The organism is Nitriliruptor alkaliphilus DSM 45188 (genome assembly GCF_000969705.1).
GTDB lineage: Bacteria > Actinomycetota > Nitriliruptoria > Nitriliruptorales > Nitriliruptoraceae > Nitriliruptor > Nitriliruptor alkaliphilus.
This window is the reverse complement of record NZ_KQ033901.1, coordinates 2703554-2719099: the sequence shown is the minus strand read 5'-3', so window position 1 is coordinate 2719099 and position 15546 is coordinate 2703554. Positions and strand designations below refer to the sequence as shown.

Annotated in this window: 14 protein-coding genes; 2 read left to right on the top strand and 12 right to left on the bottom strand. The window is 72.5% G+C overall.

Features of this window, described 5'->3' with window-relative positions; translation table 11 throughout:
• Position 1 precedes the first annotated feature (1 nt).
• The 5 genes from NITAL_RS12745 to NITAL_RS12725 all read right to left on the bottom strand — a co-directional run bounded on the left by NITAL_RS12745 (position 2) and on the right by NITAL_RS12725 (position 5493).
• A complete protein-coding gene (locus NITAL_RS12745; RefSeq protein WP_052666585.1) occupies positions 2-1558 on the bottom strand; it encodes an acyl-CoA synthetase in 1557 nt (518 codons plus the stop codon).
• 161 nt (positions 1559-1719) lie between these two features.
• Entirely contained in the window at positions 1720-2847 is a 1128-nt protein-coding gene (locus tag NITAL_RS12740; protein WP_052666584.1) for an NAD(P)H-dependent flavin oxidoreductase, read from the bottom strand.
• A gap of 74 nt (positions 2848-2921) precedes the next feature.
• The gene (locus NITAL_RS12735; RefSeq protein ID WP_052666582.1) at positions 2922-4082 is read right to left on the bottom strand and encodes a lipid-transfer protein; all 1161 of its coding nucleotides are present in this window, start codon (positions 4080-4082) and stop codon (positions 2922-2924) included.
• Positions 4079-4534 carry a hotdog family protein gene (locus NITAL_RS12730; RefSeq protein WP_052666580.1) on the bottom strand — a complete coding sequence of 152 codons (456 nt, stop codon included), beginning with the start codon at positions 4532-4534 and terminating at the stop codon, positions 4079-4081. Before NITAL_RS12730 ends, NITAL_RS12735 begins: the two co-directional genes overlap by 4 nt.
• Entirely contained in the window at positions 4531-5493 is a 963-nt protein-coding gene (locus NITAL_RS12725) for a bifunctional MaoC family dehydratase N-terminal/OB-fold nucleic acid binding domain-containing protein (RefSeq protein WP_052666578.1), read from the bottom strand. Before NITAL_RS12725 ends, NITAL_RS12730 begins: the two co-directional genes overlap by 4 nt.
• Before the next feature lie 189 nt (positions 5494-5682).
• On the opposite strand from NITAL_RS12725, the gene NITAL_RS12720 reads away from it, so the two are divergent.
• Positions 5683-6849, top strand: a complete 1167-nt coding sequence (locus tag NITAL_RS12720; protein WP_052666576.1) for a steroid 3-ketoacyl-CoA thiolase — start codon at positions 5683-5685, stop codon at positions 6847-6849.
• Positions 6846-7685, top strand: coding sequence for a crotonase/enoyl-CoA hydratase family protein (locus tag NITAL_RS12715; protein ID WP_211262386.1), 840 nt, complete (start codon positions 6846-6848; stop codon positions 7683-7685). The genes NITAL_RS12720 and NITAL_RS12715 overlap by 4 nt, the downstream gene beginning before the upstream one ends.
• Here NITAL_RS12715 and NITAL_RS12710 read toward each other — a convergent pair.
• The 7 genes from NITAL_RS12710 to NITAL_RS12680 form a co-directional block, all read right to left on the bottom strand.
• A complete protein-coding gene (locus NITAL_RS12710; protein WP_245617735.1) occupies positions 7670-8176 on the bottom strand; it encodes an SRPBCC family protein in 507 nt (168 codons plus the stop codon). The two genes, NITAL_RS12715 and NITAL_RS12710, sit on opposite strands and share 16 nt — an antisense overlap.
• 121 nt (positions 8177-8297) lie before the next feature.
• Positions 8298-8933, bottom strand: coding sequence for a hypothetical protein (locus NITAL_RS12705; RefSeq protein ID WP_052666573.1), 636 nt, complete (start codon positions 8931-8933; stop codon positions 8298-8300).
• Between the two features lie 59 nt (positions 8934-8992).
• Positions 8993-10483, bottom strand: a complete 1491-nt coding sequence (locus NITAL_RS12700; protein WP_052666572.1) for a choice-of-anchor P family protein — start codon at positions 10481-10483, stop codon at positions 8993-8995.
• A complete protein-coding gene (locus tag NITAL_RS12695) occupies positions 10480-11190 on the bottom strand; it encodes an ABC transporter ATP-binding protein (protein WP_052666571.1) in 711 nt (236 codons plus the stop codon). Before NITAL_RS12695 ends, NITAL_RS12700 begins: the two co-directional genes overlap by 4 nt.
• The gene (locus NITAL_RS12690; protein ID WP_052666570.1) at positions 11187-11963 is read right to left on the bottom strand and encodes an ABC transporter ATP-binding protein; all 777 of its coding nucleotides are present in this window, start codon (positions 11961-11963) and stop codon (positions 11187-11189) included. The genes NITAL_RS12695 and NITAL_RS12690 overlap by 4 nt, the downstream gene beginning before the upstream one ends.
• Positions 11950-13905, bottom strand: coding sequence for a branched-chain amino acid ABC transporter permease (locus NITAL_RS12685; RefSeq protein ID WP_052666566.1), 1956 nt, complete (start codon positions 13903-13905; stop codon positions 11950-11952). The genes NITAL_RS12690 and NITAL_RS12685 overlap by 14 nt, the downstream gene beginning before the upstream one ends.
• Positions 13905-15449 (bottom strand): ABC transporter substrate-binding protein, encoded by a 1545-nt coding sequence (locus NITAL_RS12680; RefSeq protein WP_052666565.1) that lies wholly within the window; start codon positions 15447-15449, stop codon positions 13905-13907. The genes NITAL_RS12685 and NITAL_RS12680 overlap by 1 nt, the downstream gene beginning before the upstream one ends.
• Between the last annotated feature and the right edge of the window lie 97 nt (positions 15450-15546).

Genomic DNA, 15546 nt, shown 5'->3' with positions numbered 1-15546 from the left:
CTCAGACCAGCGCGGAGGTGCGGTCGACCCAGTACGGGTCGCGCAGCCGGCGCTTGTAGACCTTGCCGTTCGGGTCGCGCGGGAAGGTGTCGGGGAAGTCGACCGAGCGCGGGACCTTGTAGCCCCCGAGGTGCTCGCGGCAGTGAGCGATCAGCTCGGCCTCGAGGTCGGGGCCGGGGGTCCGGTCGGCGGTCACCTCGACGGCCGCCTTGACCTCCTCGCCGAAGTCGTCGTTCGGCACCCCGAAGACCGCGACGTCCAGGACCGCCGGGTGGGCCAGCAGGACCGACTCGATCTCGGCCGGGTAGATGTTGACCCCGCCGGAGATGATCATGTCGACCTTGCGGTCACGCAGGAACAGGAAGCCGTCCTCGTCGAGCTCACCGACGTCGCCGACGGTGAAGAACCCGCGCTCGTTCCAGGCCTGCTGGGTCTTCTCCGGGTCGCCGCGGTACTCGAAGCGGTGCTCACCCATCCGCATCCAGACGGTGCCGACCTCGCCGGGCGGGAGCTCCCTGCCGTCGTCGTCGAGCACGACGACCTCCGAGATCGGCCAGGGCTTGCCGACCGTGCCGGGCTTGCGCTCCCAGTCCTCGGGGGTGGCGATGGTGCCGCCACCCTCGGTCGCGGCGTAGTACTCGTAGATGACCGGCCCCCACCAGTCGAGCATCGCGCGTTTGAGGTCGACCGGGCAGGGGGCCGCGGAGTGGATCATGCAGCGCAGGCTCGAGACGTCGGCCGCCTCGCGGACCTCGTCCGGGAGCTTGAGGAGCCGGTTGAACATCGTCGGCACCATGTGGGAGGAGGTCACCCCGTAGCGCTCGATGCGTTCGAGGGTGCCCTCGGGGCTCCAGCCGTCCATCAGCACCAGGCGGTGGCCCGCGTGCAACGCGGCCTGGGCGAAGTTGACGACCGCCGTGTGGTAGAGCGGGGCGACCACCAGGTGCACGTGGTCGGGGTCGGTCAGACCGAACATGGCGTTCAGGAACGTGGCACGCATCGCCTGCTCGTCGGGATCGATGCCCGGCAGCGGGCGCTTGACGCCCTTCGGCTGGCCCGTGGTGCCCGAGGTGTAGGTCATGATCCCGCCGGCGAGGCGGTCCTCGGGCAGGGTGCCCGGCTGATCATCGAGCAGGTCCTCGTACGAACCGAAGCCCGCGACCTCACCGCCGACGCTGAACCGACCCGACGGGGCCAGGGTCAGGTGCGGCGCGGTGTCGGTCAGCAGGTCGGCGAACCGCACGTCCCCGATGAAGGCCTTCGCACCGGCGTCCTCGACGATGTAGGCCACCTCGCGGGCGGCCAGGTGGTGGTTGATCGGGACGAGGTGCCAGCCCGCCTGCTGGCAGGCGAGGAGCGTCTCGACGTACGTGAAGCCGTTGGGCACCAGGGTCGCGACCACGTCATCGGGCTGCAGGCCCCGGGATCGCAGCGCGTGGACCAGGCGGTTGCTGGCCCTGGCCAGCTCACCGGCGGTCCGTGTCCGGTGGTCGACGTCCACGACCGCCGGCCGGTCCGGCTGGCTCGCCGCGATCCGCCACAGGCCCAGCTCCGCCACGTCGCACCCTCCCTGGTGCGGGGGTACCGCGTGGACCGCTCTCCCTGGTCCACACCCCGCACGCACACACTAGAACACGTTCTAGATGATGGCCCGTCAGGTCCGCTGACCGGACCTCACGATGCGCCGACCGCGCTCGTCCGGCGCGCGGGCCGCGTCGGTCACGCGGGCACCCCGTCGCCGGCCGCCTCCCGCAGGCGCGCGACCGCCGCCTCGGCGCCGGCCCGCATCTCGGCCACGACCTCGGCGACGGGTCGGACCGCGTCGAGGCGACCGACGACCTGCCCCGCCGGCGAGCCGGCCAGGTCGTGCCGGCCGTGGTGGCGGAACCGGGCGTTGGCGTCGACCGTCAGCAGGTACTGCAGCGGCATCGCGAGCGGATCGGGCGTCGCAGGGTCCTCCCACCGGTCGATCCAGGGCGTGCGGACCTGGCGGGCGGGCTTGCCGGTCAGCGCCCGGGATCGCAACGTGTCGCGTGGACCGGCGTCGAGGAGCAGCTGCTGGGTCGCCTTCGGCAGGCCCATCTCCTCGGTCAGCAACCACACCGAGCCGGTCCACGCACCCTGCGCGCCGAGGGCCAGCGCGGCGGCCAGGCCGCGTCCGTCGGCGATGCCGCCCGCGGCCAGCACCGGGGCGCCCTGCAGCGCGTCGACGACCTGCGGCACGAGCACGAAGGTCGCGACCTCGCCGGTGTGACCGGCGGCCTCGGTCCCCTGCGCCACGACGATGTCCACGCCGGCGTCCCGTTGCTTGATCGCCTGCTCCACCTTGCCGACGAGGGCCGCGACCGGGATCCCGAGGTCGTGGGCCGCCGCGATCGACTCGGCCGGTGGCGGACCGAGCGCGGACGAGAACAGCGCCGGACGGTGCTTCAGCGCGATCTCGGTCTGGGGTGCACCGGTCTGCGGCGTCCACCCGAGCACGCCGCGTGGCGGCTCCTCGCCCTCGGGCAGCGGCGGCACGTCGAACTCCTCGAGCACCTGCTCGACGAAGTCGCGGTGGGCGTCGGGGATCATCGACTCGAGCTTGGTCGCCAGGTCGACCGGGTCGGCGTCGACGACCTCGGAGCTGACCGGCGTGACCACGTTGACGCCGAAGGGGGCGCCACCGGCCTCGCGCGCGACGAACGCCAGCGCGTCGTCGAGCTCCTCGGGCGTGAAGCGCAGCGCGCCGAGGACGCCGAGGCCACCCGCGCGACTGACCGCCGCCGCGACCGCGGGTTCGTAGGTGAACGCGACCAGCGGGACGTCGATGCCGAGGTCGCGGCTGAGGGGGGTCGAGAGGCCCACGGGATGCTCCTGGGGTCGGCCGACGGTGTCGGCGGCGGTATCGGTGGGACGGCTGGTGGCAGGCGGTGGCGTGCCTAACGATCCGTGCCGAGCACGAGCGCGCTCGTGGGCACGCCGGTCCCGGCGGTGACGAGGACGTGCTCGACCTCGTCGACCTGGTTGACGGCGGTACCCCGCACCTGGCGGACGGCCTCGGCGACACCGTTCATGCCGTGCAGGTAGGCCTCACCGAGCTGCCCGCCGTGGGTGTTGACCGGCAGACGACCGTCCAGCTCGATCCCACCGTCGGCGACCAGGTCCTTGGCCTCGCCACGGCGACAGAACCCGTACGCCTCGAGCTGCATGAGCACGTACGGGGTGAAGTGGTCGTAGAGCACGGCCGTGCTGATGTCGCCCGCCGAGAGCCCGGTCGACGCCCACAGGTGCCGGGCGGTGACGACGGCCTCGTCGAGGACGGCGAGGTCACCTCGCTGCAGGGAGGTCATCTGTTCCTGGCCGTCACCGCTGCCCTGGGCGGCACCGACGATCACGGCCGGTGGGTGGGGCAGGTCCCGGGCGCGTTCGGCGGAGGTGATCACGATCGCCTGCCCACCGTCGGTCTCCTGGCAGCAGTCGAGCAACCGCAGCGGGGTGACCACGGGTCGCGAGGCGCGGTGGTCGTCCAGCGTGATCGGCCGGCCGTGGAAGTGGGCGGCCGGGTTGGTCGCAGCGTGGCGGCGGGCGGCCACGCTGACCCGCCCGAGGTCGTCACCGTCGGCGCCTGCCGCGTGCAGGTAGGCGGCCGACTGCATCGCCACCCACGCCGCGGGGGTCATGAACCCGAACGGCACGTACCAGCTGAACCCGACGCCCTCGGCGGACGGCTCCCAGTCGCTGCGCCCCGTGCCGAAACGGCGACCGGACCGTTCGTTGAAGGCGCGGTAGGCCACCACCACCTCGGCCGCTCCGGTCGCGACCGCCATGGCCGCCTGGGCCACGGTCGCGCACGCGGCGCCGCCGCCGTAGTGCACCCGGGAGGTGAAGGTGAGCTCGCCGAGCCCCACGTTCCGGGCGACGTCGATCTCGGGGCTCGAGTCCATCGTGAAGGTGGTCAACCCGTCGATGTCCGAGGGCTGGAGCCCCGCGTCCGCGATCGCCGCGGCGACGGCCTCACACGCCAGCTGCAGCTCGGAGCGTCCGGAGTCCTTGGAGAACTCGGTGGCGCCGATGCCGGCGATCGCGGTCGCGCGCGTCACGAGCCACCTCCGGGCAGCGCCACCGTCACGGTGCCGCGGACATGGGTCCCCGTGGACACCTCGCCGGTCACGGTCACCTCGACCAGCACCTCGTCGGCCTCCTCGGTGACGGCGGTCACCTCGCCGGCCAGCACGAGGCGGTCGCCGGCGTAGGCGGGGATGCCGAGGCGGATGCGGGCCCGGTCGATGCGTGCCGACGGCCCGGCCCAGTCGGTGACCAGCCGCAGCACCAGCCCGTTGGAGGTCAGGATGTTGAGGAAGATGTCCTCCGATCCGCGGTCGCGCGCCAGGCCCGGATCGTGATGGACCTCCTCGAGGTCCCGGGACGCCAGCGCACCCGCGACGATCAAGGTCGGGCTGACGTCGAGCTCCAGGCCGGGCAACCCATCTCCGACCTGCGGCCCGATGGGCACGTCGGAGGCCGACGTCGTCGGCGCGTCCGTCGCGGTCACCCGTCACCTCCGGTGCGGATCAGGGGCAGGACCAGGTCCGGTTCGCCGTCGCGAGCTGCACCGGGCACCGCCTCGCAGACGAGGTGGACCCGGTCACCGATCGCGAGCGGGCCGGACTCGCCCGGCGCCAGGTGCGAGACCAGCCGGGGACCCTCGTCGAGCTCGACCAGGGCGACGGTGTGGGGCAGCTCGAAGCCGGGCAGCGGGGGGTGGTGGTGCTCGACGACGCTGGCGACCGTGCCGGTCCCCGCGGCGAGCTCGATCCCCCAGTCCGTCGAACGACAGGCCGGGCACATGGGTCCGGGTGGGTGGCGCAGCTGCCCGCAGTCGGCGCACCGTTGCAGGCGGATCTCGCCGGCGGCGTAGCCCTCCCACACGTGGGCGGTGTCCCGGTTGATCGCGGGCCGCGGTCGCGGCATCGCCGCCGGCTCGGGCGCCGCGGGGCTGCCTCCCGTGCGGGCCGGACGGAACTTGAGCAACCGCATGCGACCGACCCCGACCGGCTGCCCGTCCTCGTCGTCGTAGTCGTAGCGGACGGTCACGAAGTACCCGTCGCCGAGCGCGGTGGTCTTGCGCGCCGAGATCGACTCGATGGAGCGCCGTTCACGGACCCGGTCCCCAGGGCGGAGCTGGCGCAGGTAGTCGTGCTCGTAGTCGGTGGCCACCACGGAGGTGAAGCCGGCCTCGTCGAGGACCCGCATCGCCCGGTCGCGCGGTCCGCCGTCGCTGCGGGGGCAGTCCATCGTCCACACCCCGAGCATGGCCGGCGGCGCGATGGTTCCACCGTGCGGTGTCGCCGCCGCGACCTCCTCGTCGAGGTAGGCCGGGTTGTCGTCGCCGAGCGCGCGGACCCAGTGCCGGATCATCGGCACGTTGACCGGATCGGGGGCGTGGTGGACCTCACCCGCGCCCTCGGCCACGATGGAACGCACCGCCTCGACGATGCCGTCCGTGGTCACGCGATCTCCCGTTCCTGCTCCCGCTCCCGACGTCGACGCTAGCTCGGCCCGACCACGGCGGTCAAGAACACGTTCTAGTCAGGACTCACCACCCAGGCCGCGCTTGGCACCGCACGAGGCGCACGACGTTGCTCTCCAACTAGAACGTGTCCTAGTCTCGGTGGTCCGGGTGTGAGCAGGAGCGAGAACGTGGACGAACCGGTCATCGTCGAGGCGGTACGCAGCCCCATCGGACGCCGTGGCGGCTGGTTGTCCGGGTGCCACCCGACGGAGGTGCTCGGGCAGACGCTCGAGGAGCTGATCTCGCGGGCCGGCATCGACGCCGGGCAGGTCGATCAGGTGGTCGGCGGCTGCGTGACACAGGCCGGCGAGCAGGGCGCCAACATCACGCGCTACACCTGGCTCGCACGGGGCCTGCCACCGCACGTGGCCTGCACGACCGTGGACTGCCAGTGCGGCTCGGCGCAGCAGGCCAACGGGTTCGTGGCCGGGCTGATCGCCACCGGCGCCGCGGAGGTCGGCATCGCGTGCGGGGTCGAGATGATGAGCCGCGTGCACCTCGGCGCCAACGTGCTGTCCGGCCCCGGCGTCCCGCGGCCCGCCGACTGGAACCTCGACCTGCCCGACCAGTTCGGGGGCGCCGAACGCATCGCGACCGACCGCGGCATCACCCGCGAGGACGTGGATGCGCTGGCGCTGCGGTCGCAGACGAACGCGGCCCGGGCCTGGGCCGAGGGTCGGTTCGACGCCGAGACCTTCGGCGTCGACGCACCGGTGATCGATCCGGAGACCAGGCAGCCCACCGACGAGCGCCACCGCGTGACCCGTGACCAGGGGCCCCGCGAGAGCACGATGGAAGGCCTCGCGAAGCTAACGCCGGTGACCGACGGCGGCGTGCACACGGCGGGCAACAGCTCACAGATCTCCGACGGTGCCGCGGCGGTGCTGTGGATGTCACGGCGCAAGGCCGAGGCGCTCGGTCTGCGGCCACGCGCCCGCATCGTGGCCCACACCCTCACCGGCGCCGACCCCTACTACCACCTCGACGGTCCGCGGCAGGCGACGACCGACGTGCTCGGCAAGGCCGGCATGAAGATCGGCGACCTCGACCTGTTCGAGGTCAACGAGGCGTTCGCGTCCGTCGTGCTCTCCTGGGCCCGCGAGCACGGCCCCGACCCGGATCTGGTCAACGTCAACGGTGGTGCGATCGCGCTCGGCCACCCCGTCGGGTCCACCGGCAGCCGGCTGATCACCACCGCCCTCCACGAGCTCGAGCGGCGCGACGGGTCGACGGCCTTGATCTCGATGTGCGCGGGCGGAGCGCTCGCGACCGGCACCATCCTGGAGCGACTGTGACCACCACCGAGCTGCCGACGGAGCCCACCGTGCCCGCCACCGACCACGTCCTGACCGACCTCGACGGCCACGTGTTCACCGTGACCATGAACCGGCCCGAGGTGCGCAACGCGTGGTCGGCCGAGATGCTCACCGGCCTGGCCGAGGCGTGGGAGCGCATCGACGAGGACGAGGACATCCGGGTCGCGATCCTGACCGGTGCGGGCGGCACGTTCTGCGCCGGTGCGGACCTCAAGGCGATGAGCGCCTCCCGGACCTCCGGTGGCGACGACGGCTTCACCGAGGGCCTCCGGACGCGCACCACGACACCGTTCGAGGGGATGCTCCGCAGCCGCAACGTCACCAAGCCGTTGATCGCGGCGGTCGAGGGCTACGCGCTGGCCGGCGGGACCGAGATCCTGCAGGCCACCGACATCCGTGTCGCCTCGGAGGCCGCGATCTTTGGGCTGACCGAGGTGCAGCGTTCGCTGTTCCCCCTCGGCGGGTCCACGGTGCGGCTGCAGCGACAGGTGTCCTACACCCGGGCCATGGAGATCCTGCTCCTCGGCGAGCACCTGTCCGCGCAGGAGGCCCTCGAGATCGGCCTCGTCGGACGGCTCGTGCCCGAGGGCACCGCGCTGGACGAGGCCCGGCGCCTGGCCGACCGCATCGCCCGCAACGGGCCCCTCGCGGTCCAGGCGATCAAGCGGTCGGTGCGGGAGACCGCCGACATGACCGAGGCCGACGGGCTGCAGCGCGAGCTCGAGATCGGCATGCAGGTGTTCGGCTCCGAGGATGCCAAGGAGGGCGCCCGCGCCTTCGCCGAGAAGCGCGATCCGGTCTACCGCGGCCGCTGAGCGATCGGGTCGCCCGGGAGGTCGGAGAACTGGTCACGGAGCGCCTCCAGGGTTCGCCGCATGTGCGGGCGCATGTCCCGGTGGTGCGGCAGGAAGCGTCCGTACAGCCACCGGAACGGCTGGAGCGGCATGCGCTCGATCCGGTACTCGTGGGTGACGAGGCAGCCGTCGGCGGTCGGTTCGAAGGTGAACGACCAGCGGGTCGAGTCAGCGCGTGACAGGTCGATCCGTTCGGGGATCGTCCGGAACGCGAAGCGCTGTCCCGGCTCGGCCTCTGTGACCTCACACACCCGCGACCATCTCGCGATGCCGAAGCGGTTGCGCCCCCGGAACCGCGCGCCGACCTGGCCGGGGTCCGCCCCGGGTAGCCACGCCGCGTGGTGGCACTCCTCGCTCCTGTCCCCGATCGTGGTGACGTCGGCGACCTGTTCGTAGACCGCCGATGGCGGTGCCGGCACCTCCAGCTGCACCGCCCCGCCCGAACGCCACATCCCAGCCACGCGGCACTCCTCGCCCGACGCCGCTCGCGGCCCGGGCACCCCCACCCGAGGCTACCGCGCCCGGGTGCCGGCGGGCCTGCGCCGCCGCCTCACGATCGAGCGATACCGATCGTCAGTCGCCGAGGGGGTCGCACATCCCACAGGGCTTGACGCCGGGGTCGGCGCTGGCCACCGAGCGCAGATCGTCGCGGCTGGCGACCACCGAACAGTCGGGGCGGTGGAACATCGTGCCGCTCGGCGTGGCGACGAAGGGGCGCAGCACCGGGACCTCGCTGGTGCGGTCGACCGTCGCGACCGGGTCCGACGCGAGGGCGCGATCGATCGGCTGGGGGTGGACGGCGGCTGCGGCCTCGCGGGTGGTCGCCGCTGAACGCAGCTCCTCCTGGATGGCGATGAGCACCTCGCGCAGCTGGTCGTCACGTTCGCGCGACAGCTGGGCCGACCGCGCCACCCACGAGGCCAGGTAGAGCAGACCCCCACCGGTCACGAGCCCCACGCCGAGCAGCCCACCCGAGATCAGGTAGGGGATCTGCTCGAAGACGAACGGCGTGCGTGACGCGCCGCTCCAGCCGAGCACGATGGCCGCGACGCCCGCGGGCAGCAGGAGCGTGGCGACGAGGGCGAGCACCGCGTCCAGGGTGGCCCGGTCCGCGATCCCCTGCGCGAACGCGCGTGTCCCGGTCACGACGCGCTCGCGTGCCGTCACGTGCCACGGTCGCGGTGCGTCCTCGATCGTCAGCTGTGCCACAGCAGGCCCTCCTGGTGTCCCGGTCTGCGGGGAGGTGGTCGGGTGCATCTGCGGTCCGGTCACGTGCGGAGGTCGGGGACGCCGCGCGCCGCGCCGCCGCGACAGGCTGCGGCGCCGGCCGGAACGGCGAACGCGGCGCCGCGGAGCCGCTCGAGCCCCCACGCTGCCAGCCCGACCAGGCCCCCGGTCAGCAGCAGCAGCTGAGCGGCCAGCCCGATGCCGTCGGGGACGCTGCCGGCCGAGGTCGTCGGCAGTGCCACCGCCGGCGCCTCGGGTCCCGGGTCGGGCTGGGCGCTGACCGACGGCGCTCCGACATCACCGAGATCGGGCGCGCCGAGGTCGGGTGCCCCCGGCAGGTCGCCGAGGTCACCGGGAGCACCGAGGTCGGGTGGCGGCGCTGCGCCGAGGTCGTCGAGCGGCGGGGGCGGTGGCAGGTCGGGGATCTCGAAGACGAAGGCTTCGGTCGCCGAGGCCTCGACCTCGGCGAACCCGAGCGCGATCTCGACGGTCGGTGACAGACCGAGCAGCTGCAGGACCGGTCCCCGCAGGTCGTCGGGCAGCAACGCGAGCAGCTCGTCGGTCGGCAGCGCGTTGGCCAGGTCGAACAACGGGCTGGCGTCGAGGGTGATCGTGACCCCCTCGGCCCGGCGGCCCGCCTCGGCGATGTCCTCGCTGGCCTCGAGATCCTCGACCAGACCCGCCTCGACGCGGATGCCGATCAGGTCCTGCAGATCGACGACGCCGAGCAGCCGCAAAGGCAACGACGGCGTGCCCGCGAACGGGCTGTCCTCGTCCTCGGCCTCGACACGGACGCCGTCGCGGTCGATGGCGTAACGGGTCCCGGCGACGACCAGTCCGGTCACGTCGGTCGCGCCGCGGACGGTGGCCTCGACCCCGTCGGTGGTCGCCACGAGCCGGGTGCGGACCCCGTCCACCGAGATCAGTCCCTCGAGCAGGGAGACCTCGGAGAGGATGGAGTCCGCCACGGCCGTCCCGAGGCCGTCCTCGACGGTGCTGCGACTGACCGAACGTGCCGTCCCCGCGCCGAGGAGGCCCGGGAGCAGCTCTCCGGCGAACTCGGCCTCGGCCTCGACGTCGAGCCCGAGGGCGTGGGCCCACATGCCGCCACCGTGGGGCAGCTCGTTGTCCTCCGTCAACGGCCCCGAGGGGAACTGGGCAGCGGCACGGAGCGGGTAGGTCGACTCGGGGTCCATGCCGAACGCCTCGGCGAAGTTGCCGTAGCCGTCGCCGACGCCGGGGCCCGGCCACACGAGGCTCGCCACGGCACGACTCGTCGGACCGCCGCCGAGGGTGGTCCAGCTGTGCCCGGTGGTGATCTCGGCCTGCGGGACGCCCGGGTCGGCAGGGATCGGGATGGTCTGCTCGAAGATCCGCACGGTGATCGGTGCCGCGGTGGCGTCGATGCCGAAACCCGCGATGTCGCCGGGGTCGGTGCGCACGTTCCCGGCGTCGGGTGCGGCCGCGATCAGCACCAGGCCGAGCACGCCAGCGGCCGCGCCGCTGCGTCGGAGCGTCCTGAGCAGGCTCACGTGTCACCTCCGAGGTAGGCCGCGGACAGTTGGTCGCCGAGGTCCTGCGGCTGACCGACCGCCGTCACACGTCCGTTGACCACGAGCACGCCGTAGTCGGCGACCGCGAGGGCCGTCCGGGCGAACTGTTCGACCACCAGCACCGACAGGCCGTCCTCGCCGAGCTGGCGCACCACGTCGTAGAGCTGTTCGACGATGAGCGGGGCGAGCCCCATCGACAGCTCGTCGAGCAGCAGCAGGGCCGGCTGGCTGGCCAGGGCCCGCGCCATCGCCAGCATCTGCTGCTCGCCCCCCGAGAGCCGGCCGGCCAGCTGCCCCTGACGCTCCCCGAGCCGGGGGAAGCGGGTGTAGGCCTCGTCCTGGATGTCCGCGACGGAACGCTCGGCCGCGAAGCTCGCCAGCGACAGGTTCTCGCGCACGGTGAGGTTGGGGAAGATGCCCCGGCCCTCCACGACGGTGCACATCCCGTGCCGCGCGAGCTCGTCGGGGGTGGCGCCGTTGACGTGGCGGCCGGCGACGTGCACGCACCCGGCGGTCGGTGCGATCTGGCCCGACGCGACCTTCAGGATGGTGGTCTTGCCGGCACCGTTCGGACCGAGCAACGCAACCACCGACCCGCGCGGGACGGTCAGGTCGATGCCGCGCAGCACCTGGATGCGGCCGTAGGCGGCGTCGATGCCGCGCAGCTCGAGGATGGGCTCGGTCACGACCGTCTCTCCCCGGCGACGGCGGCGACGTCCGCTGCTGCCTCGTCGACCTCGGCACCGAGGTAGGCCGCCTGGACGTCCGGGTCGTCGCGGATCACCGCCGGTGGCCCACTGGCGATGATCCGGCCGAAGTCGAGCACGTCGATCCACGAGCAGGTCCGCATCACCAGGTCGACGTCGTGCTCGACCATGAGGACCGCGACACCCTCGTCGGCCAGGCGGATCAGCAGCTCGCCGAGGGCGTGGGTCTCCTCCTCGTTGAGGCCGGAGGACGGCTCGTCCAGGAGCAGCACGCGCGGGCCGATGGCCAGGGCCCGGGCGAGCTCGGTCAGCCGTGCGATGCCGGTCGGCACCGCGTCCGCTGGCTGGTCAGCGAACCCGCGGATCCCGACACGGTCGAGCAGCCGCTCCGCCCCACCGCGCGTGGAACCGTGGCCGCTCGTGCCCCAGGAGTCGCGGATCTCGAGCGCGACCCGGACGTTGTCCCGGACCGACAGGGAGCCGAACACCTCGAGGCGCTGGAAGGTACGTGCGAGACCACGGCGGGCCCGCAGGTGCGGCGCCACCGACGTCAGGTCCTCACCGTCGAGCCAGATCGACCCTGCGGTCGGCGCCTGGAGACCCGTGACGACGTTGAAGGTGGTGGTCTTGCCGGCACCGTTCGGGCCGATCAGACCCTGGACGCGACCGGCGTCGAGCTCGAGGGAGCAGGCGTCGACGGCGACGATGCCGCCGAAGACCACCCGGACATCGCGGATCTCAAGGAGCGCCAACGATGCTCACCTCCGTCCGGGCGTCGTCGGCGGGTCCGGCCACGTCGAGGACCGGGTCCGGCTCGCGCTCCTCGAGTGGTCCGGCGACAGGCCGGAACCGTTCGAACAGCAGACCGGCGAGCCCGTTCGGGTCGCGGCCGAACACGATCGCGGCCAGGCCGATGAAGATGAACTGGGTCTGGCCGGTCGAGCCGGTCACGTCGGCCAGCACCGGCCCGAGGCCGAGCAGGATGCCCCCGACCAGCGCGCCGGTCACCGAGGTGACCCCGCCGATGACCGCGAGCAGGAGCAGCGGCAGGCTCTGGAACATCTGGAAGTCGGTCGCGCCCACGGCGATGTTGACGCCGGTGAAGACCGCACCCGCGAAGCCGGCCATGGCGGCGGAGAGGGCGAAGACGGCGACACGCGTCCGGGTGGTGGACAGCCCGAGCGTCCCACAGGCGGCCGGCGAGTCGCGCGTGGCCAGGAGCAGACGGCCGAACCGTCCACGCCGCAGCGCGAGCAGCCCCCAGGCGACGGCCACGAACGCGACGGCCGTCGCGATCGCGTAGGCGCGTTCACCGACCAACGAGACCCCGAGCATCGTCGGCCGCTCGATCGTGACCGACCCACCGAGCTGGAAGCCGAGCAGGCTCGACTCGAACACGAGCTTGTCCATAGCCGCCGCGAACGCCAGGGTCCCGAGGCCGAGGTACAGCCCGCGCAGACGCAGCGCGGGGAGCGCGACGAGGGCCCCGACGAGCCCAGCGACGATCGCCGCGGCGACGATCGCGACGGGGTCCAGGGACCCGAAGACCCGAGCCACCACCAGGGCGCCCACGCCGACGAACGACATCTGCCCGAGCGACACGTCACCGCCGTACCCGGTGAGGAGCACCAGCGAGAGCATGATCAACCCGACGGCCAGCGCCCGGCTCACGCCCGATATCGCCGACGGCCCGAGGAACCCGGTCCCGATGGCCACCGCGGCGATCAGGCCGAGCCCCCAGCCGATCGTCCGGGTCCGCGAGGGGACGCGCACCATCGCCGCGCCGGCCACCGAGCCGACACGCAGCTTCTCCTGGGGCAACAACAGCATCGTGACGAACAGGAAGATGGTCGGCAGCGCCGCACGCAGCCCCGACAGCATGTTGGTCAGGTCCGGGCCGACGTCCGGGACGTAGCGCAACCCGAGCACGAAGTAGGCCTGCACCAAACCCAGGATCATCGCGCCGACGAAGGTCCGCGGCAGGTCGACCAGTCGCCCCACCATCGCCGCGGCGTAGGCGTTGATGACCAGCAGGGTCAGCGTGATGTAGTCGAGGCCGATCTCGGAGACCAGCAGGATCCCCGCCAGCGCTGCGAGCGCGCTGCCGATCGCCCAGGACAGCGACCCGAGCAACTGCGGTCGGGCCCCGTGGAGCGCGAGGAGGGTGCGGTCGTCGACGAGCGCCCGCATCGCGGTCCCCGTGCGCGTCCGGTTGAGGAGGACGTACAGGCCACCGGCGACGACCACGGCGAGACCGAAGGTGATGAACTGATGGCCGGTGACCTGCACCCCGGCGAGCGACCAGCTCACGTTCGGCAGGAACGGCTCGACGGTGCGGCCGGCCGGTGGCCACACGACCTGGGCGATGCCGACGAGCAGCAGCAGGATCCCGACGGTCACGGTCAGCGAGACCGTCGTGGACGCGGCGGTCAGGCGGCGGGTCACGGTGCGTTCGAGCAACGCGCCGAACAGCGGGGCGACCACCCCGACCACGAGGATCAGGGCCAGCCACGGCGGGAGCCCGCGCCCCACCTGGAGCTCCCAGTACAGGAACGCCATGACCATCCCGGTGGCCCCGTGCGCGACGTTGAACACGTTCGAGGTCGCGTAGGTGATGACCAGGCCGCTGGACGCGATCGCGTAGGCGGCGCCGATCACCAGCCCGAGCACCGTGAAGGTCAGCAGCTCGGTCATCAGTCGACTCGCAACGCGCGGTCACGACAGACCCAGTCCTTGGCCGGCCAGGTGCGCACGAACCTGCCGTCCTGGACCTGGACGACGAGGTGGCAGTCGTTGTTGCGGCGCGGGCCGATGTCCTGCGGCGCGTGTAGCCCGTTCCCGGTCCAGCCGGTCACCTTGTCGAGCTCGGCGATGAGCTTGGCCCGGGTGACCTCCGGACCGATCTTCTTGAGCGTCTCGACCGTCAGCTTGCTCACCGACCACGCGTACAGCCCGAGGTAGGTCGGGTGCGCCCGCGGATCGACCTGCTTGAGCCACTGGGCGTAGAGCTGCATCTCCTCGTTGTTGCCGATCTCCTCGAGGGGGACCGCCGACATGTAGATCTCGGTGCCCTCGACCGACGAGCCGCCGGCCTCCAGGAAGCGCGGGCTGTAGATGTTCGGCTGCAGCCCGTAGACCACGGGCTCGAAGTTCTGCTGCTGCATCGCCTGGCGCAGGCGGATGGCCTGGGTGTAGTCGCCCTGGAAGGTGACGAACTCGACGCCGCGGTTCTTCATCTCGATCACGAACGCCGCGTAGTTGGTCTCGGCGATCTGGATCGGCTGCTCGTAGACCCAGTTGTAACCGACCTTGGCGAGGGCCTTGCGGTTCTGGCCGGTCTGGAAGTTCGTCGTCGAGTTCTCGATCCAGAGGTAGGCGGCCTTCTTCACCGCCTCGGGGTGCTGCTCGGCCCAGTACCGGAACGCCGACCCGTTGACGTTGCCGACGGTCTGCACCTCACCGGAGTACACGTTCGGCAGCCGCTGCATCTCGGCGCTCGTGGTGGTCGCACGCACGTCCGGGATCCCGCAGTCCTTGACCGGGCCGGCAGCGCCCTCCTCGAACGCCGACATCGAGCCCACGCCGGCGAACGCCTCCTCGCAGGCCCGCAGGTACTGGGCACGGGCCTGGCCCGCGTCCAACCGGGAGTCGAGCGGCAGCAGCTGCAACTGACGGCCGTAGATCGTGCCCTCGCTGGCGGTGAAGTACGCCACGTACGCCGCGGCGGCCTTCTGCGCGTCCTCGAACAGGCCCGGCACCGCACCCGAGATGTCCGACACGTTGGCGAGCACGATGCGGTCCTCGGTGACACCCGTGTCGGTGGCGCCCCCGTTGCCACCGGGCGGTGCCGCGCGGGTGTCGTTCGAGTTCGCCGCGCCATCGCCGCCGCCCGAGCCGTCACCATCGCCCGAGCCGTCACCACCGCCCGACCCGTCACCATCGCCCGAGCCGTCACCGCCGCCCGAGCCGGCGCCGCCGGCGGCCGCATCCGGTGCGGTGTCGCCGCCCTCCGGACCGACCTCGGCGCCACCGGCCTCCGGCAGGTCGAGATCGGTCTCGTCGAGCAGGTCCGCCTCCCCGAGGCCCTCGCCGGCCGCGAGCTGATCGCCCACGCCGGTGCCCCCGCCGCCACCGGCGAGCGCGAACTCGCGCTGTTCGTCGGTCAGCCGTGAGCCGCAGGCCGTCAGCAGCAGCGCGAACGCTGCCACCGCTGCGACCACACGCCGTTGCTGGCTCATCCGCACTCTCCCCGCTCGGAACGTTGCGGAACGTGGCCGGCCGCCTCCCCGCGTCCGGTCACGCTCCCTGGTCAACGACGTGCGTGCCGCCACGACA

Coding starts and splice junctions, on each gene's coding strand:
- NITAL_RS12680 (WP_052666565.1), bottom strand. CDS start 15,449: ATGAGCCAGCAACGGCGTGTGGTCGCAGCGGTGGCAGCGTTCGCGCTG.
- NITAL_RS12710 (WP_245617735.1), bottom strand. CDS start 8,176: ATGTGGCGTTCGGGCGGGGCGGTGCAGCTGGAGGTGCCGGCACCGCCA.
- NITAL_RS12685 (WP_052666566.1), bottom strand. CDS start 13,905: ATGACCGAGCTGCTGACCTTCACGGTGCTCGGGCTGGTGATCGGCGCC.